Genomic DNA, 21,843 nt, shown 5'->3' with positions numbered 1-21,843 from the left:
CGCGCGACATCGCCGCCGGTAGCGTCCCCGATGGTCGACCGCCCCTCGGCACGCCCGCCGTCCTCGGGGCGGCCGACCATCCCGGAAAAGGCCGGGTCCGCGCGTCGGCGCAGGCGGAACACCGCGCTCGGCGGCGTCGCCGGTGACCGACCCGGCCGCCGGCACTCAGTCGTACAGCACCGTTTCCGCCACCGCGTGCGAATGCCGTGTCGTCCGCAGGTACTCGTCGAGGAAGGCGCCCGGGTCCTCGTCGAGGGGCCGGCCCAGTGCCCGCGTGACGCCCGCGAGGGCGACACCACGGATGGGGAGCTGGTCGCTCGGCCGTCCGCGGACCAGCATGAGCGCGCCCCGGACCCGCGAGACGAGCCGCCAGGCGAGGCCGAGGGCCTCGGCGTCGGCGGGGGTGAGCAGCAGCGCGTCGGCCGCCGCCGAGATGGCTTCGAGGGTCCCGGTGGTGCGCAGGCTCTCGACCTTGTCGGCGTGCCGCAGCTGAAGCAGCTGCATGCTCCACTCCACATCGGACAGCCCGCCTCGGCCGAGTTTGGTGTGCGTCGACGGGTCGGCACCGCGCGGCATCCGCTCGGTGTCGACGCGGACCTTGAGGCGGCGGATCTCGGTGACCTGGGCGTCGGTGAGACCACCCGCGGGGTAACGGATCCGGTCGGCCATCGCGATGAACTCCGCACCGAGCCCGGCGTCGCCGGCGACGAACCGCGCTCGCAGCAGCGCCTGCGCCTCCCAGACCCGCGACCAGCGCGCGTAGTAGGTCCGGTAGGCCGACAGGCTGCGCACCAACGGGCCCTGGCGGCCTTCCGGCCGCAGTCCGGCGTCGATGTCGAGCGGCGGGTCGGGAGCGGGCGCCGACAGCAGGGCCCGCAGCCGTTCGGCGCATTCGGTCGCGGCGGTCTCGTCGCCGTCGGCGCACACGAAGAGCACGTCGGCGTCGGAGCCGTAGCCGGTCTCGGCACCGCCGAGGCGACCCATCCCGATCACCGCGAGACGCCCGCCGGGGTCCACGATGGACAGTGTCGCGGCCAGGACGGCGTCGGTGAGCGCCGACAGCGCCGTACCGACCTCCTCGATGCCGATCAGGCCCAGCAGGTCGGCGCTGGCCACGCGCAGCAGCTCCCGCCGTCGCATCGCGCGCAGCGCGGCGACCGCCGCCGCCGGGTCCTCGTGGCGCGCGACGGCGGCCGACATGCCCTCGGTGAGGGTCCGCGGGTCGCGCGGGGCGAGGTCGCGGTCGTCGGCGAGCATCCGCAGCGCCGCCGGGTCGCGGGCGAGCAGCTCGGTGACGTAGCGGGAGGTGCCCAGCAGGAAGGCCAGGCGCTGCGCGATGGGCCCGCCGTCGCGCATGAGACCCAGGTACCAGGGCGTGCGGCCGAGAGCGTCGGAGATCTGCCGGTAGGCGAGCAGTCCCCGGTCGGGTTCGGGCGCGTCGGCGAACTCGCCGAGCAGGACCGGCAGCAGCTGGCGCTGGATGGCGGTGGTCCGGTTGACGCCGGAGATGAGGGCCTCGATGTGGCGCAGCGCCCCGGCGGGGTCGGCGAAGCCGAGGACGGTGAGGCGCTCCTCGGCTGCTTTCGGGGTGAGGCGCAGGGCGCTGGTCGGGACTTTGGCGACGGCTTCGAGGAGGGGCCGGTAGAAGAGCTTCTCGTGCAGGCGGCGGACCTCGCGGGCGTAGCCGCGCCATTCGGTGAGGAACTGTTCGCCGGTGCGGTGGCCCATGACCCTCGCGAGCCAGGAGACGGCCTCGGGGTCGTCGGGGATGCGGTGGGTGCGGCGCAGGCGCTGGAGCTGAAGGCGGTGCTCGACGGTGCGCAGGAAGCGGTAGGCCTCGGCGAGGGTCCCGCCGTCCTCGCGGTTGATGTAGCCGCCGGTGGTGAGCGCGGCGAGCGCCTTCAAGGTCGACGGGTCGCGCAGGGTCGTGTCGCTGCGGCCGTGGACGAGCTGGAGGAGCTGGACGGCGAACTCGATGTCGCGCAGGCCGCCCCGGCCGAGTTTGATCTCCTTCTCGGCGTCGGCCTTCGGGAGGTGCGCGATGACCCGGCGGCGCATCGCGCGGACCTCGCCGACGACCTCGCCGCGGTCGGCGGCGGTCCACACGAGCGGTCGCAGTTCGTCGAGCCAGCGTGCGCCGAGTTCGGCGTCGCCGGCGACGGGGCGGGCCTTGATGAGGGCCTGGAACTCCCAGGTGCGGGCCCACTTCTTGTAGTAGGCGACGTGTGAGGCGAGGGTCCGCACGAGGGGGCCGTTGCGGCCTTCGGGGCGGAGTCCGGCGTCGACGGGCCAGGCGGCGTGCCCGCAGACGGCCATGAGGCGCGCGGCGACGCGGGTGGCGACGTCGAGGTCGCCTTCGGCGACGAAAACGACGTCGACGTCACTGACGTAGTTGAGTTCCCGGCCGCCGCATTTGCCCATCGCGATGACGGCGAGTGTGGCGGTCTCGGCGTCGGGGGTCTCTTCCCGGGCGATGCGCAGGCCCGCGCGGAGGGTGTGCTCGGCGAGGGCGGACAGTTCGGCGGTGACCTGGGCGAAGTCCCATTCGCCGGTGAGGTCGGCGGCGGCGACGCGCAGGAGGCCGCCGCGGTAGGCGAGGCGGACCTCGTGTTCGTCGGCGGCTTCGGCGAGGGCCTCGGGGTAGCCGTCGTCGCCGACGCGCCGCCACTGTTCGGGGTGGAGGGTGAGGTGGTCGGCGAGGGCCGTGGACGCGGTCAGGACGGCGCGGAGGCGGTCGTGCGCCTGCGCGCCCGCGGCGGCGAGTTCGGGGTCGGCTGCGGTGAGCCGTTCGAGTTGGGCGTCCACGGCCGCGGGCATGGTCAGCCCTCCAGCAGCGGCAGCGGTGTGCCGGTCCCGATCCGGCCGAGGGCGAGCGTCGCGAAGCGTTCGGCGACGGGACGCCAGGTCTCGGCGACGTCGTCGAGGACGGTCACCGCGCGGGCGGCGGCGGCCGGGTCGAGGCCCGAGAGGCTGACCCAGCGGTCGAGCATGGCCGTGTCGCATTCGATGTGGAACTGCATGCCCCAGGCGTGTGTGCCGACCCGGAAGGCCTCGATCGCGCCGTAGGGGGAGGCGGCGAGCAGTGTTCCGCCGGGCGGGAGGGTGATGATCTCGTCGTGCCTGCTCAGGACCACGTCGAGGGCCATGGGCGCGGCGGCGAAGAGGGGGTCGTACTCGGCGGCGTCGCGGCGGCTGAGCAGGCGCGGGCCGAGGACGGGCGACGCGGCGGGCGCGACGCGGCCGCCGAGGGCCTGGGCGAGGAGCTGCGAGCCGAGGCCGAGGCAGAGGGTGGGGACGCGCGCGGCGACGGCCGCGCGGAGCAGCGCGTCGAGGGCGGGGAGCCATGGGGCGTCGCGGTGTCCCTGGGAGTCGGGGTAGGCGTGCTGCCCGCCGCCGAGGACGATGAGGGCGTTGGCTTCGAGCTGTTCGGGGACGGTCTCGCCCGCGTACGGTCGCACGACCTTCAGGTCGAGTCCGGCGTCGGCGAGCCAACTGCCGAGCAGTCGCACGTCACAGGTCGGATCGTTCTCGACAACCAGCGCGTATCTCGTATCGGCACCCATGCCGCCGAGCGTATCTTTTCCGAGCATGAACACCGAGTCCGCGGCGTCGGCGACACGGCCGCCCGCACTGCGTCCCGGCGACAGCGTCCGGGTCGTCACGCCCTCCGGTCCGACCTCGCGTGAGCGGCTGACGCCCGGGCTGGAGCTGCTGGCCGAATGGGGCCTCGACGTGCAGGTCCCCGACGGTGTCCTCGATCGCGACGGCTTCCTCGCCGGCTCCGACGCGGCCCGCCTCACCGAGTTCAACGAAGCGCTCGCCGACCCTTCGGTGCGGGCGGTGTTCTGCGGGCGCGGCGGGTACGGCGTGACCCGGATCATCGACGATGTCGACTGGGATGCCGCCCGGCGGGACCCGAAGCCCGTCATCGGGTACTCCGACATCACCGCGCTGCACATGGGCCTGTACCGGCACGCGGGGGTCGCCTCGGTGCACGGGCCGGTGGTGACGTCGTTCGCGACGCCCGAGCCGGAGGACGGTGCCGTGGTGAAGGCGCTGCACACGGCGTTGTTCTCGGCCGAGCCGGTGGTGGTCGCGTCGGCGGACTACGAGCCGACGGGCCGCCTCACCCGGGGCACGGCTGTCGCGGGCCCGCTGCTGGGCGGGAACCTCTCCCTGGTCGTCGACGCCGTGGGCACGGGGACGCACCTGGACTGCGCGGGGGCGATCCTGCTGCTGGAGGAGATCAACGAGGCGCCCTACCGCGTGGACCGGGCACTGACGCAGTTGCGCCGTGCGGGCGTCCTGGGCGCGGTCGCGGGGGTCGCCTTGGGGAACTTCACCGACTGCGCCGACGGCTGGGGTGTCGACGTCGTCGACGTCCTCGGCCAGATGCTCGCGGCTCTGGACGTGCCGGTGCTGGGCGGCCTGCCGATCGGGCACGGGATCCGTCAGGAGACGGTCCCGTACGGGACGAGGGCGGTCCTGGACCCGTCGACGGGAACCCTGACCGTGGAGGCGGCGGTCGCCTGAGGGATCACCCCGGCGTCTCGGCGGGCATCTCGATGCCCGGGGCCGTCCAGCCGCCAAGCAGTCGAAGGGCCTCGGCGGTGGCGGAGGCGGGTTCTACGTTGTAGACGCACAGGGTCTGTTCCTGGTCACCGGGGACCTGGAAGGACTCGTAGGAGAACTCCAGCTCGCCGACCAGCGCGTGGTGGTAGGTCTTGGCGCCGTGCGTCCGCCGCAGGACGCGGTGGTCGTTCCACCAGCCGGAGAACTCGGGGCATGTGACGACGAACTCGCCGACGAGATCGGCGAGGAGCCGGTCGTGGGGCCGCCGCCCGGCTTCGAGGCGGAGGATGGCGGCCGTCTCGGCGGCGATGCATTCCCAGTCGCCGACCGCGGACCGCGCCGCCGGGTCCAGGAAGTAGTAGCGGGCGAGGTTACGGCGGGGTGCGGGCATGGACTCGAAGTCGGTGAGGACCTCGCGGGCCAGCCGGTTGGACGCCAGGACGTCGGTGCGCTGCCCGAGAATGAACGCCGGGACGTGGTCGAGGGTCTGGAGCATGAGGTGCAGGCCCGGCCGGACCCGCTGCGCGGCGACCGGCCCGCGACGGGCCACGGGCGGCCTCGCCAGGAGGTCGGTGAGGTGCTCTCGCTCGGAGGCGTCGAGCTGAAGGGCGCGTGCGAGGGCCTCGACGACCTCCGCCGACGGATTCTGGGCCCGGCCCTGTTCGAGGCGGGTGTAGTACTCGGTGCTGACACTGGCCAGCCGGGCGGCTTCGTCACGGCGCAGGCCGGGCACGCGCCGGGGGCGCGGGTCCGGCGGCAGTCCCGCCTGTTCGGGGGTGATCCTGGCCCGGCGTGAGCGCAGGAAGCCGGCGAGTTCAGTGCTGCGGTCGTCCATTGCCCCAGTGTGCCCGCGGACGGCCGGGCCCTCGCTCCTCCGGGTGGCCCTGCCGGTACCAGTTCCGGGATTACCTGCCTGGTCAGGGCATTCCACGGCCGCTTCCAAGGCCTCTTTGGGTGGTCTGCTTGTCGAGGACCGGCACTGGTCCACGACTGTGAGAGGCACCAACATGACCACCCGGATTCTTCCCCTGTCCGGCCGCGTCGCCGTCGTCACCGGCGCGTCCAGCGGCATCGGCGCGGCCGCCGCCGAACACCTGTCCGAGCTGGGCGCCGCCGTTGTCGTCCTGGCCAGGCGCACCGATCGCCTGGACGAGCTGACCGCCCGCATCGTGGGCAACGGCGGCCGGGCCCTCGCCCTGGCCGTCGATGTGACCGACGTCGGCGCGGTACAGGACGCCGCCGACCGTGTCGCCGCGGAGTTCGGCGGCGCCGACCTGCTGCTGAACAACGCCGGCGTCATGCTGCCCGCCCCGATCGAGGAGCTCGCCACCGAGCAGTGGCGCCACCAGATCGACCTCAACATCACCGGCCTGATGAACGTCATCGGGGCCTTCACCCCGCAGCTGGTGGACGCCGGCCGCACGCGCGGTGTCGCCGACCTGATCAACACGTCGTCGATCGCGGCGCAGAACATCTTCCCCAACTTCGCCGTCTACTCGGCGACGAAGGCCTACGTGACGCACCTGTCCCGGCACCTTCGCGCCGAGCTCGGCGCGAAGAACGTCCGGGTCTCGGCGATCGAGCCGGGCATCGTCGGCACGGAACTCCAGAGCCACGTCACCGACAACGGCGCCCTGGCCTGGCTGGAGGGCTCGAAGGAGACCATGGAGTGGCTCACGGCCGACGACGTCGCGCGGACCATCGGGTTCCTGGCGGCCCTCCCGGCGCGGGTCAACCTCCAGCAGGTCACGATCATGCCCACCGCGCAGGCCGCCTGAGCGGCACACGCGAGACGGCGGCCCCGGCGATGCGCATCGCCGGGGCCGCCGTCGCGCGTCCGCTACAACGCCCCCAGGTAATGCTTCCGCTCGTACGGCGTCACCTGCCGCCGGTACTCCTCGGACTCGGCCCGCTTGTTCTTGAGGAAGAAGTCGAAGACCTGCTCCCCCAGCACCTCCGCGACCAGTTCCGATCCGGCCATGACCTCGATCGCCTCCGACAGGTCACCCGGCAGCGCGTCGTAGCCGGCCGCGCGCCGCTCGGCGTCGGACAGCGCCCACACGTCGTCCTCGGCGCCCGGGGGCAGCTCGTAGCCCTCCGCGATCCCCTTCAGCCCGGCGCCCAGGAGTACCGCGAAGGCCAGGTACGGGTTCGACGCCGAGTCCAGCGAGCGCAGCTCGACGCGAGCCGAGTTCGGCTTGCCGTACGCCGGTACGCGCACCAGCGCCGAACGGTTCGCGTGCCCCCAGCACACGTAGGCCGGCGACTCGGTGGTCCGGTTCGGCACCGGCTGCGGGAACAGGCGCTTGTAGGAGTTCACCCACTGGTTCGTGATCGCCGTGTACTCCCGCGCGTGCCGCAGCAGCCCGGCGATGAACGCCTTCCCCGTCTTCGACATCTTCATCGCGTCGGCCGGGTCGTGGAAGGCGTTGCGCTCGCCCTCGAACAGCGACAGGTGGGTGTGCATGCCGCTGCCGGGCTGGTCGGTGAACGGCTTCGGCATGAAGGACGCGTGCACGTTCGACGACAGCGCGACCTCCTTGATCACGTGCCGGAAGGTCATGATGTTGTCGGCCGTGGCGAGGGCGTCGGCGTAGCGCAGGTCGATCTCCTGCTGCCCGGGCGCGACCTCGTGGTGGCTGAACTCCACCGAGATGCCGATCCGCTCCAGCGCGGTGACCGCCTGGCGGCGGAAGTCGCGCGCGACGGCGTGCGTGGTGTGGTCGAAGTAGCCGCCGTCGTCGACCGGTGTCGGGTCGCTGCCGTCCTTGGGCAGGTCGGCGAAGAGGAAGAACTCGATCTCCGGGTGCGTGTAGAACGTGAACCCGTGCTCGGCGGCACGCGACAGGGCCCGGCGCAGCACGTGCCGGGGGTCGGCCCAGCACGGCGAGCCGTCCGGGTTGAGGATGTCGCAGAACATCCGGGCGCTCTCGCCCGTCGCCCCGCCCTCGAAGGGGAAGACCTGGAAGGTCGTCGGGTCGGGCATGGCGATCATGTCGGACTCGTAGACCCGCGCGAAGCCCTCGATCGCCGAACCGTCGAAGCCGATGCCCTCCGAGAACGCCGACTCCAGCTCGGCCGGCGCGACGCTGACCGACTTGAGGGTGCCGAGCACATCGGTGAACCACAACCGCACGAAGCGGATGTCGCGTTCCTCCAGTGTCCGCAGGACGAACTCCTGCTGCCGGTCCACCGCACTCGCCTCCTTGATCGTGGTGCCCTTATGCCCAGTCTGCACCGCACGTGTTTCCACGACATTGCGGGTCACACCCGCGGGCCCTGGCTGGCCGACCTCATCCCTGCAAGTATGGCTGTCATGGGTTTCGATGACGTGGCACTCCCCGACGCCGGTGGCCTGAGCGTCGGCATACTCGGCGGTACCGGCCCCCAGGGCCGCGGCCTGGCCTACCGTTTCGCACTGGCCGGGCACACCGTCCGGATCGGTTCGCGCTCGGCCGAGCGTGCCGAGGCGACCGCACGGACGCTGTCGGAGCTGCCCGGAGTGACCGAAGGCCTGCTCACCGGCACCGGCAACGCCGGTGCCTGCGCGGCCGACGTGGTGATCGTCGCCGTGCCGTGGGAGGGCCACGCCGAGCTTCTCGCGTCGCTCGCGCCGGAGCTGGCCGGGCGGATCGTCGTCGACTGCGTCAACCCCCTCGGCTTCGACAAGCAGGGCGCCTACCCCCTCACCGTCCCCGAGGGCAGCGCCGCCGCGCAGGCCGCCCATCTGCTCCCCGAGTCGCGTGTCACCGCCGCATTCCACCACGTCTCGGCGGTCCTGCTCGCCGACTCCGAGGTCGCCAGCCTCGACACCGACGTCCTCGTCCTCGGTGACGACCGCGAGGCCGCCGCGCTCGTCCAGGCCCTCGCCGGGCGCATCACCGGCATGCGCGGCGTCTACGCCGGACGGCTGCGCAACGCCGGCCAGGTCGAGGCGCTCACCGCCAACCTCATCGCCATCAACCGCCGCTACAAGGCGCACGTGGGCGTGCGGGTCACCGACCTGTGACCATCGACGACCTCGGCGAGCCCTTCCCCGCGATCGGGCGGCCGAGGCGGGTCGTGTCGCTGGTGCCGTCGACGACCGAGGCCGTCGCGCTGGCCGCGCCGGAACTGCTCGTCGGCGTCACCGACTACTGCACCCATCCGCCCGGGCTCGACGTCGAGCGGATCGGGGGCAGCAAGTACCCGAAGCTGGACCGGATCCTGGCGCTGCGGCCCGACCTCGTGCTGGCCAACGCCGAGGAGAACCGGCTCGCCGACGCCGAGGCGCTGCGGGCGGCCGGGATCGCGGTCTGGACGAGCTTCCCGCGTACCGTCCCCGAGGCGCTGAGCTCGGCGGCGCGCGTGTTCGAGCACGCCCTGCGCCTGCCGGTGCCCGCCTGGGTGGACGAGGCCGCGGCGTTGTGGCGGGAACCGCTTCCGGTGCGCGCCCGCGCGGTCGTGCCGATCTGGCGGCGGCCGTGGATGGTGCTGGGGGCCGGGACCTTCGCCGGGGACGTGCTGCGGCGGCTCGGTGTCGCCAACGTCTTCGCCGACGCCGGCGACCCCTATCCCAAGACCTCGGTCGAGGACATGCTGGAACACGCGCCGGATCTCGTCGTCCTGCCCGACGAGCCCTACGCCTTCACCGCCACCGACGGCCCCGAGGCCTTCGGCGGCCTGCCCTGCGCGCTGGTGCCGGGGAGGCACCTCACCTGGCACGGGCCGTCGCTCACCGAGGCGCACACGCTGCTGCGACGGCGGCTCGACGACGCCTTGGCGTGAGCCCGTCGGTCAGCCGGTGGTCACTTCGGCCGGTTCGGCCGTGCGCTTCTCCGCGCGACGGCGGAACAGGGTCACCGCGCCGAGGCTGAGCAGCGTCAGCGCCCAGGCCCCGCCGAGGGCGAGCGGGAGACTCGCGCTGTCCAGCAACGCCGAACCGACCGCGGTGTAGCCGAGCGCGCCGGGGATCGAGCCGCCGAGCGTGCCGAGGAGGAAGTGGCGGTAGCGGACGGCGGCCGTCCCGCACGCGTACGAGGTGAGGCCGTAGTGCGCGACGGGGATCGTGCGCAGGATCCACACGCCGAGGATGCCGCGGCGCTCCAGCCACTTGTCGGCGACGGCGAGCCGGGTCCGGACCCAGCGGGTCGCCTTCGCCCGGGTCGTCTTCGGGTCGTCGTCGAGGCGTGACCAGGCGTCGAGGCGGGCGTCGACGAAGTCGCGGCCGAGCAGGTGCCCGGCGGCGTAGCCGACGCTCGCGCCGAGGAGGGCGCCGAACATCGCGTAGGCGAACCCGGCCCCCCAGCCGAACAGCAGGCCCGAGACGAAGGAGAGCATCGTCCGGGGCACCATCAGCACGACGCCGAGCGCGTACCCGGCGACGGCCACGAACGGCCCGACCGAGCCGGCCTCGTCGGCGAGCGCGGCGAGGCGGTCCTGGTCGGGCGGGCCGAGCAGGACGGCGGCGATCCCGATCGCGGCGAGAACGGCCACGAGCAGCAGGAAACGGCGCGCGGGTCCGGCCGGAATGCGGAGCTTCATCGCGGGCGATGCTACGCGAAGAACTCCCGCGCGCCGGAGCCATGGAAATAGGAATGTTCCTATAGTCTGCTTCGCGTCGATATTCCCGTTCGGGGGCTTTTCATGCGATCCGCACGTCTTCTGCTCGCCGCTGCCGCCGCACTGGCCGCGGTGGCCTCGTCCTTGACGGTCACGCCTGAACCGGCGGCGGCCGAGGTCGTCAGCCCGCTCACGCTGCGGCACGACGACGCCGTCTACGGCGGCATGGTCATCGGCGGCAACGCCGTGCTGACCTGTCCGTCCAGGCCCGCCGACATCGTCGCCCGGTGCGAGGCGGCGATGCGCGGCGAGAGCAACGACAACAACAACCAGTTCGTGATGACCCGCGTCCTGGAGTCGCCGGAGGTCGGCACCTTCGACTCCAGCACCGCGCGGGTCACCATCCCGTCGGGCGCGCAGGTGTCCTACGCGCGCCTGTTCTGGGGCGGCAACACCGGCACCTACCGGCACTCCAGCGGCAGCCAGCTCCAGCGTTGCGACACCACCGGCGGCGACGTGGACCTGGCACCGGGGGCGCCGCTGACCACCGCGCCGGAGATCTCCGTGGACGGCGGGGCGGGCACGTCCGTCACGCCCGAGAACGCGGTCACCAGCGCGGCGAACCTCAACGGCCCGCACTACTACACCGCCGAGGGCGACGTGACCTCGTCGTTCGCGTCGGCGTCGACGGGTTCGCCGATCGACGTGGCCGTCGGCGACGTGTGGGCACCGACCGGGCAGGGCTGCGTCGGCGGTTGGTCGGTCGTGCTCGTCTACGAGTACCCCGGGCCGACCGCCGAGGCGCCGGTCCGCCAGCACGTGCACATCTACGGCGGGCATGTGCTGCAGCGGTCCAGCGATACGGACACGACCGTCAAGGTCAAGGGTTTCTACCGGTACGGCACGCGTGACGTGCGCGGCAACCTGACCGCCCACGAAGGCGACCGCGCCTCGGCCGGGGATCAGCTGCGCGTCAACGGCAAGAGCGTCCCGCGCAACGGTGCCACGAACAACTACTTCATCGGCCTCGCCGACGGCGCCACGACACCGTCCGAGGTCGGCTCGCCCTACAACCTGGGCACGGACGTGGACAACTTCCCGGTGACCACCGACGTCATCGCGCAGGGCGACACCGAGGCGGACCTGACCCTGCGGACCCGTGGGGACACCTACCTGATCCAGGAGGTCGCGCTGGCGGTGCCGGTGCCGGACCTGAAGGTGACGAAGAAGGGCCCGAAGGGGCCGGTCCGGCCGGGGGACGAGATCACGTACCAGGTCACCGCGGAGAACATCAGCGACCTGGACTACCCGGGTGCGACGTTCACCGACGACCTGACCGACGTGCTCGACGACGCCGCCTTCGTCTCCTCGAAGGCCGACCTGGGCACGGCGACCTATGACGAGCCGAAGCTGACGTGGAAGGGCGGCGTCCCGGCGGGTGGGAAGGCGACGGTGACGTACACGCTGCGGGTCGACGACCCGCTGACCGGCGACGGGAAACTGCTCAACGACGTCGTCGTCGCCGACGAGCCCGGCAAGACGAGCAACTGCGAGGACGACACCGAGGACCCGGCGTGCGACTCGGTCATCCCGATCTCGGCGCCGGTGGGCTCGCCGCCGCCGGGCGGCCCGGGGCCGGGCGGGCCCGGCGCCCCGGGCAACCCGGACGTGGGCGCGCCGGCACCCGACGGCCTGGCGACGACGGGTACCTCGACGCGCGTGTGGCCGCTGGTCGCGGCCGGTGCGGCGTTCCTGGTTCTCGGCGGTGCCGGCCTGTGGTTCGGAATGCGCCGGCGACGGAACGGGTAGGTCGGTCGGGGGCCGGGGCCGCGCGGAGGGGTGCGGACTCGGGCGGGCCGTCCGCCACCGCACGCCGCCCGGCGGCAGCGAGCGGGCATGTCGTCGACTCACCGGCCCCGGGGACCCCAGCGCGGCCCCGCCGCGCGGGCGAGTCTCGCTGCGCTCGCCCACGCGGGCCGGGAACCCGGCCGCGTTTCCGCGCCCTGGCCGGGGACCCGGCACCGGCGGCGGGCCGCAGCCCGATCCCATGCCTTTCAGGCGGTTTCGTTCGCGCCGCCTAAACAAACACAGGCCCTTAAAACCTCACCCACCAAGACCGGGAACCCAAGGCACGCCCCCGCCAAGCGCGCGTCTCGCTTCGCTCGCTGCTCCCGCCAAAGGTTCAGCATCCGGCCCGCATGTCCCGCTTCCTGACTCCTGCGGGCCGGGAACGCGGCCGCAACGGATCTGCGAGCGCGAGTCTCGCTTCTCCCGCCCACACAGGTCCGGGACCCGAGACAGGACCTCGCGAGCGCGAGTCTCCCTTCGCCCGCCCAGGCAGGCCGGGCACCCGCCCGCAGCCTTCCCGCCCGGGCGAGTCTCGCTTCGCTCGCCCACCCACGCCGGGAACCCGGCCGCGTTTCCGCACTAGGCCGGGAACCCGGCACCGGCGGCGGGCCGCAGCCCGATCCCATACCCCTCAGGCGGTTTCGTTCGCGCCGCCCAAACAAACACAGGCCCTTCAAGCTCACCCACCCAAGGCCGGGAACCCAGACACGGCCCCCGCGAGCGCGAGCTCCACTGCACGACCCACGCACGCCGGGAACCCGGCCGCAGCGCCTCCTCGATCGGCGAGTCTCGCTTCGCTCGCCCACCCACGCCGGGAACCCCGGCCGCGCTTCCGCACCCAGACCGGGAACCCGGCACCGGCGGCAGGCCGCAGCCCGATCCCATACCCCTCAGGCGGTCTCGTTCGCGCCGCCCAAACAAACACAGGCCCTTCAAGCTCACCCACCAAGACCGGGAACCCGGCCGCAGCCATCCCGCCAGGGGCGAGCCTCGCTTCGCTCGCCCACCCACGCCGGGAACCCGGCCGCGTTTCCGCACCCAGACCGGGAACCCGGCACCGGCGGCAGGCCGCAGCCCGATCCCATACCCCTCAGGCGGTCTCGTTCGCGCCGCCCAAACAAGCACAGGCCCTTCAAGCTCACCCACCCAAGGCCGGGAACCCGGCCGCAGCGGTCCCGCTGGGGGCGAGCCTCGCTTCGCTCGCCCACCCACGCCGGGAACCCCGGCCGCGCTTCCGCACCCAGACCGGGAACCCGGCACCGGCGGCAGGCCGCAGCCCGATCCCACGCCTGGCAGGCGGTTTCGTTCGCGCCGCCCAAACAAGCACAGGCCCTTCAAGCTCACCCACCCAAGGCCGGGAACCCGGCCGCAGCCATCCCGCCAGGGGCGAGCCTCGCTTCGCTCGCCCACCCGCGCCGGGAACCCCGGCCGCGTTTCCGCACCCAGACCGGGAACCCGGCACCGGCGGCGGGCCGCAGCCCGATCCCATACCCCTCAGGCGGTCTCGTTCGCGCCGCCCAAACAAGCACAGGCCCTTAAAAGCCCACCCACCAACACCGGGAACCCGGCCGCAGCCTTCCCGCGACGGGCGAGTCTCGCTTCGCTCGCCCACCAACACCGGCCGCAGCCGTCTCCACGCGGGCGAGCCTCCCTTCGCTCGCCCGCGCCGGGAGGCCGTTGCTACCGCTTCAGCCTCTAGTGAAACCCGTGCTCCGGCCCCGGGAACTCGCCGTCTCTGACCTCTTCGGCGAACTTCTTCGCGGCGTCCTCGATCACCGTCGCGACGTCGGCGTAGCGTTTCACGAATCTGGGGGCCTTGCCTCGTCGCATTCCGGCCATGTCCTGCCAGACGAGGACTTGCGCGTCGGTTTCGGCGCCGGCGCCGATGCCGATGGTGGGGATGTCGAGTTCTTTGGTGATGCGGGCGGCGACGTCGGCCATGACCATTTCGAGGACGACGGCGAAGGCGCCGGCTTCGGTGACGGCGTGGGCGTCGGCGACGATGTCGTCGCCGGTTTCGGCGCGGCCCTGGACGCGGTAGCCGCCGATGGTGTGTTCGCTCTGGGGGGTGAATCCGATGTGGGCCATGACGGGGATGCCGGCGCCGGTGAGGGCGGCGATCTGTCCGGTCATGCGCCTTCCGCCTTCGAGTTTGACGGCGTGCGCGCCGGCTTTCATGAAGCGCACTGCGGTGGCGAGGGCCTGTTCGGGGCCGGCCTCGTAAGACCCGAAGGGCAGGTCGGCGACGACGAGGGTCCGGCTGGTCGAGCGGACGACCGCGCCGACGAGCGGCAGGAGCTCTTCGGGGGTGATGGGCAGCGTTGTCTCGTAGCCGTAGACGTTGTTGGCCGCCGAGTCGCCGATCAGCAGCGCGGGGATGCCGATCTCGTCGAACATGGCGGCGGTGTACTGGTCGTAGCTGGTGAGCATGGCCCACTTCTCGCCGCGTTCCTTCGCCGCGCGAAGGTCGCGCGTGCGTACGCGTGAGCTGGCTTTCCGGCCGTACAGGACGGGCACGTCATCGTGCGTCATCGTCGACTCCTTTGATCCTCAAGGCCGCGGTGGGTCCCTGGGTGGGGTTGTCAACGCCAGACTAAGCCTTTTCGACCCATCTGTTCGTGATCGGGAGACGACGGTCACGCCCGAAGTTCTTCACCGAGATCTTCGGGCCGGGTGCGGTCTGGCGGCGTTTGTACTCGGCCCGGTCGATGAGTTTGATGACGCGGTCGACGAGCGCGGCGTCGTGCCCGGCGGCGATCAGCCCGGCGCGGCCGAGGTCGCCGTCGACGTAGCCTTCGACGATGGGGTCGAGGATCTCGTACGGGGGCAGCGAGTCGGTGTCCTGCTGGTCTTCGCGGAGTTCGGCGGAGGGTGGTTTGACGATGGTGTTGACCGGGATCGGCATCGTCTCGCCGCGTCGTGCGGCCTCCTCGTTGCGCCAGTTCGCGAGGGCGAAGATCATCAGCTTCATGACGTCCTTGATGGGCGCGTAGCCGCCGACGGTGTCGCCGTAGAGGGTCGAGTAGCCGGTGGCGTACTCGGTCTTGTTGCCGGGCGCCAGGACGAGGTGGCCGTGCTGGTTCGACAGTCCCATGAGGATGAGTCCGCGGATGCGCGGCTGGACGTTCTCCAGGGCGAGGCCGTCGAGGGTGATCTGGCCGAGGTAGGCGTCCATGATCGACGCGATGGGTTCGCTGAGGTAGTTGATGCCGGTGCGTTTGGCGAGGTCGGCGGCGTCGTCGCGGGAGTGCTCGGAGGAGTAGCGGCTGGGCATGGACACCGCGTAGACGTTCTCCGGGCCGATCGCGTCGGCCGACAGCGCGGCGACGAGTGCGGAGTCGATGCCGCCGGACAGGCCGAACACGACCGTGCGGAAGCCGTTCTTGCGGACGTAGTCGCGCAGACCGGTGACGAGGGCGTGCCAGACCTCGGCGAGGTCGGACAGGGGCTCGGCGATGCCGCCGTCGGCGGTCTCGGCGGGCGCCGGGAGCGTCTCGGTGGTGACGACGGTGTGCGCGACGGTCATCTCGGGCGGACCGGCGTCGGTCTCGGCGGCGGGTTTCGCACCGGCGACGGGGAGCGTCAGGTCGTGCACGAGCAGGTGTTCGGCGAACTGCGGGCCGCGCGTCAGTACGGTCCCGGCCGCGTCGACGATGAGGGAGTCGCCGTCGAAGACGAGTTCGTCCTGGCCGCCGACGATGTTGACGAAGGCCACGGTCGCGTCGGCTTCGGCGGCCCGGCGCTTGACGAGGGCGGCGCGCCGGTCGTCCTTGTTGCGCTCGTAGGGCGAGGCGTTGATGTTCACGACGAGCCCGACGCCGGCGCCACGGGCGACCGCGAAGGGCCCGCCGGCCTGCCAGATGTCCTCGCAGATGGTGAAGGCGACGTCGATCCCGTCGATGCGCACGACCTGGAGGACGTCGCCGGACACGAAGTAGCGGTCCTCGTCGAAGACGCCGTAGTTGGGCAGGTGGTGCTTGAAGTAGCGGGTGACGACCCGCCCGCGGTGGATCACGGCGAGGGCGTCGCGGGGACCGCGGTCGGGGTCGGAGTCGGCGTCCATGCGCGCGGGCCCGTCGGCGTCGACGTAGCCGGTGACCACGACGGTCTCACCGAGCCCCGCCTCGGCCAGCTCGACGGCGAGGGCGTCGACGCGAGCGCGGCTGGCGGCGACGAAGGACTCCCGGAAGACGAGGTCCTCGACGGGGTATCCGGTCAGCTGCATCTCACCGAAGGCGACGAGCCGGGCACCGGCCTCGGCGGCCTTGGCCGTCCAGTCCAGGACCTGACGGGCGTTGCCGTCGAGGTCTCCCACGGTCGGGTCGGTCTGGGCGAGCGCGATGCGCAGTGTGGACGTTGCGGCCATGGTTACATTCTCACGCACGTCACCCCGCCGGGTCAGCCGCGTATGAGCAAATACACGCCGGCGCCGAGCCCGAAGGCGACGATGACGACGCGCAGGACGGCGGGTTTGAGGACGCGGGCGAGTTTCGAGCCGGCGAAGCCGCCGATGATCGTCATGGGTGTCAGGAGCAGGACGGCGAACCAGTCGACGGGCCCGAACAGGGCGAACACGGCGACGGTGGTGAGGCCGCTGGCGGCGGTGATGACGTTCTTGAGGGCGGTGATGCGGCCGAGGGTCTCTTCGAGGACGAGGGAGAGGACGGCGATGGTGATGACGCCGAGGGCGGCGCCGAAGTAGCCGCCGTAGACGGTCGCGAGGCCGACGAGGACGTGCCCGAGCCACACGGGGAGGTTCGCGGGGTGGCCGACGAGTTTGCGGACCTGTCCCTGGAAGGCGAGGAGGAGCGCGGCGCCGATGACGAGGTAGGGGACGACGGCCTCGAAGGCGGTGGCGGGGGTGACCAGGAGCAGGACCGAACCGGCGATGGTGCCGACGACGGCGGTCGGGACGAAGGCGCGGACGCGGGCTCGCTGTCCGGTGAGGTCCTTGCGGGCGCCGAAGATGGAGGCCACGTACCCGGGGCTGATCGCGACGGAGTTGGTCACGTTCGCGCCGACCGGTGTCAGCCCGACGCTCAGCAGCGCCGGGTAGAGCAGGAGTGCGCCGCCGCCCGCGACGGCGTTGACGGTGCCCGCGAAGAGCCCGGCCGCCAGCAGCAGGAGTATGTGGTGGATCTCCATCGGAGGGAGATTACGCGTGGCCGGGGGGCGGTGGCGCGGGGACCGTCGGCGCCGGGGATCGGGTCACGCCGAACCCGTGTGCGCGGCACGCTCCGGCCGCTCTACGATTGCCCCGGTGGACGAGCAGGCCAGGCGGCCGCGGCGCCGCTTCGGCGGCGTCGAGGAACGTCCGGGCTCCACAGGGCAGGGTGGTTGTTAACGGCAACCCGGGGTGACCCGCGGGAAAGTGCCACAGAGAACAGACCGCCGCGGCTCGCGAGAGCGCGCGGTAAGGGTGAAACGGTGGTGTAAGAGACCACCAGCGTCCCGGGTGACCGGGACGGCTCGGTAAACCCCACCCGGAGCAAGGTCAAGAGGGACCTTCGGGTCCTGCGCGGATGTTCGAGGGCGGCCCGCCCGAGTCCGCGGGTAGACCGCACGAGCCCATCGGCGACGGTGGGCCCAGATGGATGGCCGTCACCCGGGGCAACGCGGTGACGCGCTCCGGGGACAGAACCCGGCGTATCGGCCTGCTCGTCCACCACCTATGAGGTAAGAGTCGACAGTTGTCCGCTGATGTCTATAATCGGGCGATAACTTGATCTCCGACACCCCTTTCTCCATTCATCACATGGGAGTTTGGCGTGTCCGAGTCTTCGGCACAGGCCCGCGAAGGGCGAAAACTCGATCTGCGGGCGCTGCCCGTCTGGTCATTCAGCGTCATCATCGCGGGTGTCACCGCGCTGGCCCTGCTGTTCGCGCAGTCCTCGCAGGGCGCCGATCCGCGCACGGCGATGGCGGTGGGGATCGATCTCACCATCGACGACGCCCCCGAGTTGGGCGTCGGCGGCTTCTCCGGCGCCTGGGTGACCGCCGGGACGCCGGATCTGTCGCAGTCCAACGGCGAGGACAACGGGGACTACAGCGATCCCGACGGCGTCAAGACCTACGCCGGCGCGGCCACCCAGCTCGTGCACACGAGCTGGGACGCGACCTCGGGGCAGCTGACCGCGCGAGCCAACGCCACCGCGTTCACGCTGAAGTGGAACGGGGTGAGCCCGTTCATCACGATCGGCTCGCTGGACGCCTATGCGCAATGCGTCAAGCAGAACGCGATCCTGGCCTACTCGCGCTCCAACACCGGGATCGTCATGGTCGCGGGCATGAACTTCACCGAAGGCACCCGGACCGTCACCGTGACCGGGCCGCAGCTCGGCCTCCCGAGCGGCGTCACCGGCACCATGACGGTCGACTACGAGCAGTTCGAGTCGGTGATCAACACCGCCACCGAGGCGAGCGCGGAGGCCTATGTCGAGGTCTCGGTGAGCGTCGACCTGCGAAACGCCGACGGGAGCGACCGGTACAGCGGCCGGATCCTGAACATGGTCCTCGGACACGTGGAGGTCTCCTGTCAGCCTCGGATCATGCCCTCGCCCAGTTCGAGCAGCGCGTCCCCGACGGCGAACCCGACGGGGAGTCCATCGCCGACGATCACGCCGCACTCGATCACGCCGACGCCCAGCTCGGAGAGCCCGTCACCGTCGCCGAGTTCGGAGAGCCCGTCGCCCTCACCCAGCAGTGAGAGCCCGAGTCCCAGCCCGAGCCCGTCACCGAGCAGCGAGAGCCCCTCGCCATCACCCACCACGGAAAGCCCGTCGCCGACGGAGAGTCCGTCGTCGAGTTCACCCGTGCCCTCGCCGACCGACTCCTCGTCGGGCGGTAGCAGTGGCCGCACGACTCCCCCGGCGAGCCCGCCCGATGACGACGATGACGACGGTCTGGCCGTGACCGGCTCGACCGTCTTCCTCGTCATGCTCGGCGGCGTCGGCGTGTCCATGCTCGGCGTGGCCTTCCTCGCGCTGGCCCGCCACCGTCGCGAATCCCGGCCCTGACGCAGGGAACGGCCCGCCGGGTCGGGGGAACCCGGCGGGCCGTTCTGGGGGTGAGGTTCAGGCCGCGGTGATCTGGAAGACCTGGATCCCCTCGCGTCCGATGGAGCTCGACCAGAAGCCGGCGCCGACGGCGTCGAGCATCAGGTCGTAACCGATCGCGTCGTGCGCGAGGCCGATCACCTCGTCGACGCCGTCCCCGTCGAGGTCGACGACGGCCATGTTCCAGGCCTCCATCTGCGCGACGGTGCTGTCCAGGTCGTCGGGGTAGGTGTTCGGGGACTCCAGCATGCTCGTCTCCCACATCGAGAGGTAGCCCTCGTTGGCGCTGACGACGAGCTGCTCACCGTTCGGGCCGGTGGTGAAGCCGATCGCGAAGGGGTTGGCGATCACCAGCTTCGCCGACGTGGTCCCGTCGAACGCGATCCGCGCCAGCTGCGCGGCCCGTGCCTGCCAGAACCCGTCCGGGCCGGAGGTGAGCTGGTGGGCCAACCCGGCGCCGCTGGTTCCCCCGGCCGAGCCGAGAAGCTCGCCGGTGCGGCCGTCGCGGACCTCGAAACCGGTGTCCTTAGCGGTCGAACCGAAGGCGAAGGCGACACCGTGCCCGTCGGCGAAGGGCAGTGTGTCACCGGCCTGGACGCCGTTCCACAAGGAGATCGTTCCCTCCAGAGAGGGGTCCCCGTCGACGCTCCACCGCTTCCGGCCGCGCTCGCCGTCGAGGCCGAAGGACGCCAGGCGGCGAGACTCGACGCCCTGTCGCGTGACGTACATGCCGTAGACGCTGTCGTCGGCGATGGCCACGTCGGCGTAGACCAGGTCGGCGTCGGCGCCGTAGGTCCACAGGCGGCGGCCGTCACCGTTGTAAGCGCGCACCCCGTCGGTGGGGATGACGATCTCGGCGTCGTCGTCGCGGTCGATGTCGCCGACCTCGACCGTCCACACCAGACCGTTCCCGTCGCCGAAGGCCGACTCGACGTCGCCGTCGCGGACGTCGAGGACGACGGCCTCATCGCTCGCCGCCACGACCACCTCGGGCCGCGAGGACCCGGTGACGTCGGCGAGTTCCAGGTCGTGCACCGAACCCGCCGTGGTCGCACGCCACAGCAGCTTCGGCTCCGGACCGAGGTGGGCGCCGTCGAAGGCGAGGACGCCGTGCGCGTAGCCGCCGGTGATCAGGTCCCGCACGCCGTCACCGTTGATGTCGTAGGTGACGAGCTGGCTGAACTCGCCGTACAGCGGGGTCTTGCCGACCTCGCGGCCGTCGGACAGCCGGTAGACGTGACGGGTCTGGTCGACCGACACCGTGGCGACCGTGGTGCCGTGGTGGCCGTCTTCGAGGAGCGCGTAGATCGGCGAGGCGATCGGGCCGCCCCGCTTCTCCCAGCGGACTTCGCCGTCACGGCCGCTCAGCGCGGCGATACCGGCGATCTCCTCGACCGTGCGAGCGCCGGCCTCGCCCTTGCGGGTGTCGTCGAGCCAGCTCGCCAGGACGGTGCCGTCGGCGGCGTGGAGGCCGAAGACGAGCGGGCCGTCCTTCGACCATGCCGAGTTGCGCTTGACCGTGTAGGTCCACAGCTGGGCGCCACGGCCGTCGGTGGCGCGGATCTGGGCGGCGTGCATGTATCCGATCGCGTCGGGCAGTGCCTCGGCGACGACGTACTCGGCGTCGCGGCCGCCCGTGATGTCGGCGACGGTCATGGCCGTCGGCAGCGCGTTGACGCGGGTGCCGAGCACGGTCCGGGCGCCGTCGGCGAGGCCGAAGGTCACCAGTTCGTACTGGACGTCGGCGGTGTAGGTGGCCTGCTCGGTGGCGGCGAGGAGGCCTCGGCGGGCGTCGAGTCCGAGGTTGCGGATCGGCTGCGGGGTGGCGACGTTCCAGACGGCCGCGCCGGTGGCGGCGTCGAGGACCATCAGGTGCCCACCCTGCTGCGTGGAGGCGGGTTCGCTCCAGGAGAGGGCGACGCGGCCGTTCCCGAGCGGTTCGAGGACGTTCCACGATGAGGCGCGCGAGGCGGCGTCGACGGTCCAGGTGTTGGTGGCGGTGAGGGCACCGCCCCCGGTGGTGAAGGTGTAGGCGTAGGTCCTGGCGAGCGCGTCGGCGGGTGCCGTGCGGTTCCCGTTGGGCTGGTCGGCGACGATGAGAGTGCCGTCGACGATCTGGACCATGCGGGCGTTGGTGTGGCGCTGCTGCCAGATGGTGGCACCGGTGCGGCCGTCGAGGACGTCGACGAAGGTCGCCTGGGTCATCTTCGTGTCGGGGAACTTCACCCCGTAGGACGGGCTGTCGCCGACCATGGAAATGAAGGCGATGTCGTCGACGCCGTCGCCGTTGAGGTCGCCGAGGGCGTAACCGCGATCGATGTAGTCGCCGACCGAGCTGGTCGCCGAGGTGCCGACATAGACCCGGAATGCCGGGATGCCGCGGTCCCAGGGGCGCACGGCGGTGAGGTTCCACTCCGTCCACAGGGTGCTGGGCGTGCGGCGCCAGACGACCTCCTGGTCGTCGTCGAGGCGGGTGACGGTGCCCCAGTTGTTGATGAGGACCTGGTCGCCGTGCGTTCCACCGACCTCGGCGAGCGCGCCGAGGCCGTTGTCGGTCTCCAGGCTAGCCTTCTCGGTGAAGGCGAGGTTCCCGGTGGCCGCCTGGGCGGCCTCGCTCTCCGGTGCGGCGGAGGTCTCGCCGACAGGAGTGGCGTCGCCGAGGGAGGCGAAGCGGGTCTCGATGTCGGCGCGCTGTTCGGCGGTGAGGCCGTTGGCGGGGGCCGCGGCGGGGTCGGACGGGTCGGCGAAGGCCGTAGCGGACAGGCCGACGGCGAGCACGGCCGTCGCGGCCAGGATCGGGGTCAGGCGTTTTCTGTTGCGGGTCATG

15 protein-coding genes and 1 other RNA gene are annotated in these 21,843 nt (G+C 71.9%); 7 read left to right on the top strand and 9 right to left on the bottom strand.

Features of this window, described 5'->3' with window-relative positions:
- Positions 1-165: 165 nt before the first annotated feature.
- Complete coding sequence (locus HNR73_RS01290) at positions 166-2,904, bottom strand: bifunctional [glutamine synthetase] adenylyltransferase/[glutamine synthetase]-adenylyl-L-tyrosine phosphorylase (protein ID WP_446430596.1); 2,739 nt, start codon at positions 2,902-2,904, stop codon at positions 166-168.
- A complete protein-coding gene (locus HNR73_RS39370) occupies positions 2,820-3,590 on the bottom strand; it encodes a type 1 glutamine amidotransferase (protein WP_239122108.1) in 771 nt (256 codons plus the stop codon). The genes HNR73_RS01290 and HNR73_RS39370 overlap by 85 nt, the downstream gene beginning before the upstream one ends.
- On the opposite strand from HNR73_RS39370, the gene HNR73_RS01285 reads away from it, so the two are divergent.
- Entirely contained in the window at positions 3,589-4,533 is a 945-nt protein-coding gene (locus HNR73_RS01285) for a S66 peptidase family protein (RefSeq protein ID WP_184785322.1), read from the top strand. The two genes, HNR73_RS39370 and HNR73_RS01285, sit on opposite strands and share 2 nt — an antisense overlap.
- Positions 4,534-4,537: 4 nt before the next feature.
- Here the strand turns inward: HNR73_RS01285 and HNR73_RS01280 are convergent, their stop codons facing one another.
- A complete protein-coding gene (locus HNR73_RS01280) occupies positions 4,538-5,407 on the bottom strand; it encodes a helix-turn-helix transcriptional regulator (RefSeq protein WP_184785321.1) in 870 nt (289 codons plus the stop codon).
- A gap of 172 nt (positions 5,408-5,579) precedes the next feature.
- Between HNR73_RS01280 and HNR73_RS01275 the strand changes: the two genes are divergently transcribed.
- Positions 5,580-6,350: an SDR family oxidoreductase gene (locus HNR73_RS01275; protein ID WP_184785320.1), complete on the top strand. Its 771-nt coding sequence runs from the start codon at positions 5,580-5,582 to the stop codon at positions 6,348-6,350.
- 62 nt (positions 6,351-6,412) lie between these two features.
- On the opposite strand, the gene HNR73_RS01270 is transcribed toward HNR73_RS01275, so the two are convergent.
- Positions 6,413-7,765, bottom strand: a complete 1,353-nt coding sequence (locus HNR73_RS01270; RefSeq protein ID WP_184785710.1) for a glutamine synthetase family protein — start codon at positions 7,763-7,765, stop codon at positions 6,413-6,415.
- 123 nt (positions 7,766-7,888) lie between these two features.
- Here HNR73_RS01270 and npdG point away from each other — a divergent pair, with 123 nt between their 5' ends.
- Together npdG and HNR73_RS01260 are read left to right on the top strand one after the other, a co-directional pair.
- A complete protein-coding gene (npdG, locus tag HNR73_RS01265) occupies positions 7,889-8,581 on the top strand; it encodes an NADPH-dependent F420 reductase (protein WP_184785319.1) in 693 nt (230 codons plus the stop codon).
- Positions 8,578-9,339, top strand: coding sequence for a helical backbone metal receptor (locus HNR73_RS01260; protein WP_239122109.1), 762 nt, complete (start codon positions 8,578-8,580; stop codon positions 9,337-9,339). The genes npdG and HNR73_RS01260 overlap by 4 nt, the downstream gene beginning before the upstream one ends.
- A gap of 9 nt (positions 9,340-9,348) precedes the next feature.
- Here the strand turns inward: HNR73_RS01260 and HNR73_RS01255 are convergent, their stop codons facing one another.
- Entirely contained in the window at positions 9,349-10,095 is a 747-nt protein-coding gene (locus HNR73_RS01255; RefSeq protein WP_184785318.1) for a TVP38/TMEM64 family protein, read from the bottom strand.
- Between the two features lie 102 nt (positions 10,096-10,197).
- Here HNR73_RS01255 and HNR73_RS01250 point away from each other — a divergent pair, with 102 nt between their 5' ends.
- Positions 10,198-11,922, top strand: coding sequence for a DUF7927 domain-containing protein (locus tag HNR73_RS01250; RefSeq protein WP_184785317.1), 1,725 nt, complete (start codon positions 10,198-10,200; stop codon positions 11,920-11,922).
- A gap of 1,734 nt (positions 11,923-13,656) precedes the next feature.
- Here HNR73_RS01250 and panB read toward each other — a convergent pair.
- From panB to HNR73_RS01235, 3 genes are all read right to left on the bottom strand, one after another.
- Positions 13,657-14,493 carry a 3-methyl-2-oxobutanoate hydroxymethyltransferase gene (gene panB, locus HNR73_RS01245; RefSeq protein ID WP_184785316.1) on the bottom strand — a complete coding sequence of 279 codons (837 nt, stop codon included), beginning with the start codon at positions 14,491-14,493 and terminating at the stop codon, positions 13,657-13,659.
- Between the two features lie 61 nt (positions 14,494-14,554).
- Complete coding sequence (locus tag HNR73_RS01240; RefSeq protein WP_184785315.1) at positions 14,555-16,327, bottom strand: NAD+ synthase; 1,773 nt, start codon at positions 16,325-16,327, stop codon at positions 14,555-14,557.
- A gap of 32 nt (positions 16,328-16,359) precedes the next feature.
- A complete protein-coding gene (locus HNR73_RS01235; RefSeq protein ID WP_184785314.1) occupies positions 16,360-17,106 on the bottom strand; it encodes a sulfite exporter TauE/SafE family protein in 747 nt (248 codons plus the stop codon).
- A 120-nt stretch (positions 17,107-17,226) separates the two neighbouring features.
- On the opposite strand from HNR73_RS01235, the gene rnpB reads away from it, so the two are divergent.
- Positions 17,227-17,626: RNase P RNA component class A (rnpB, locus tag HNR73_RS01230), an RNA gene on the top strand.
- Positions 17,627-17,729: 103 nt separating this feature from the next.
- On the top strand, positions 17,730-18,977 hold the full coding sequence (locus HNR73_RS01225) for a hypothetical protein (RefSeq protein ID WP_184785313.1): 1,248 nt from the start codon (positions 17,730-17,732) through the stop codon (positions 18,975-18,977).
- A 57-nt stretch (positions 18,978-19,034) separates the two neighbouring features.
- On the opposite strand, the gene HNR73_RS01220 is transcribed toward HNR73_RS01225, so the two are convergent.
- Positions 19,035-21,842 (bottom strand): hypothetical protein, encoded by a 2,808-nt coding sequence (locus HNR73_RS01220; protein WP_184785312.1) that lies wholly within the window; start codon positions 21,840-21,842, stop codon positions 19,035-19,037.
- Position 21,843: the final 1 nt, after the last annotated feature.

The sequence above is a fragment of the Phytomonospora endophytica genome, assembly GCF_014202425.1.
In the GTDB taxonomy this organism is placed as follows: Bacteria; Actinomycetota; Actinomycetes; order Mycobacteriales; family Micromonosporaceae; genus Phytomonospora; species Phytomonospora endophytica.
The sequence above is the reverse complement of the archived record's forward strand: the minus strand, read 5'-3'. Positions and strand labels throughout refer to the sequence as shown.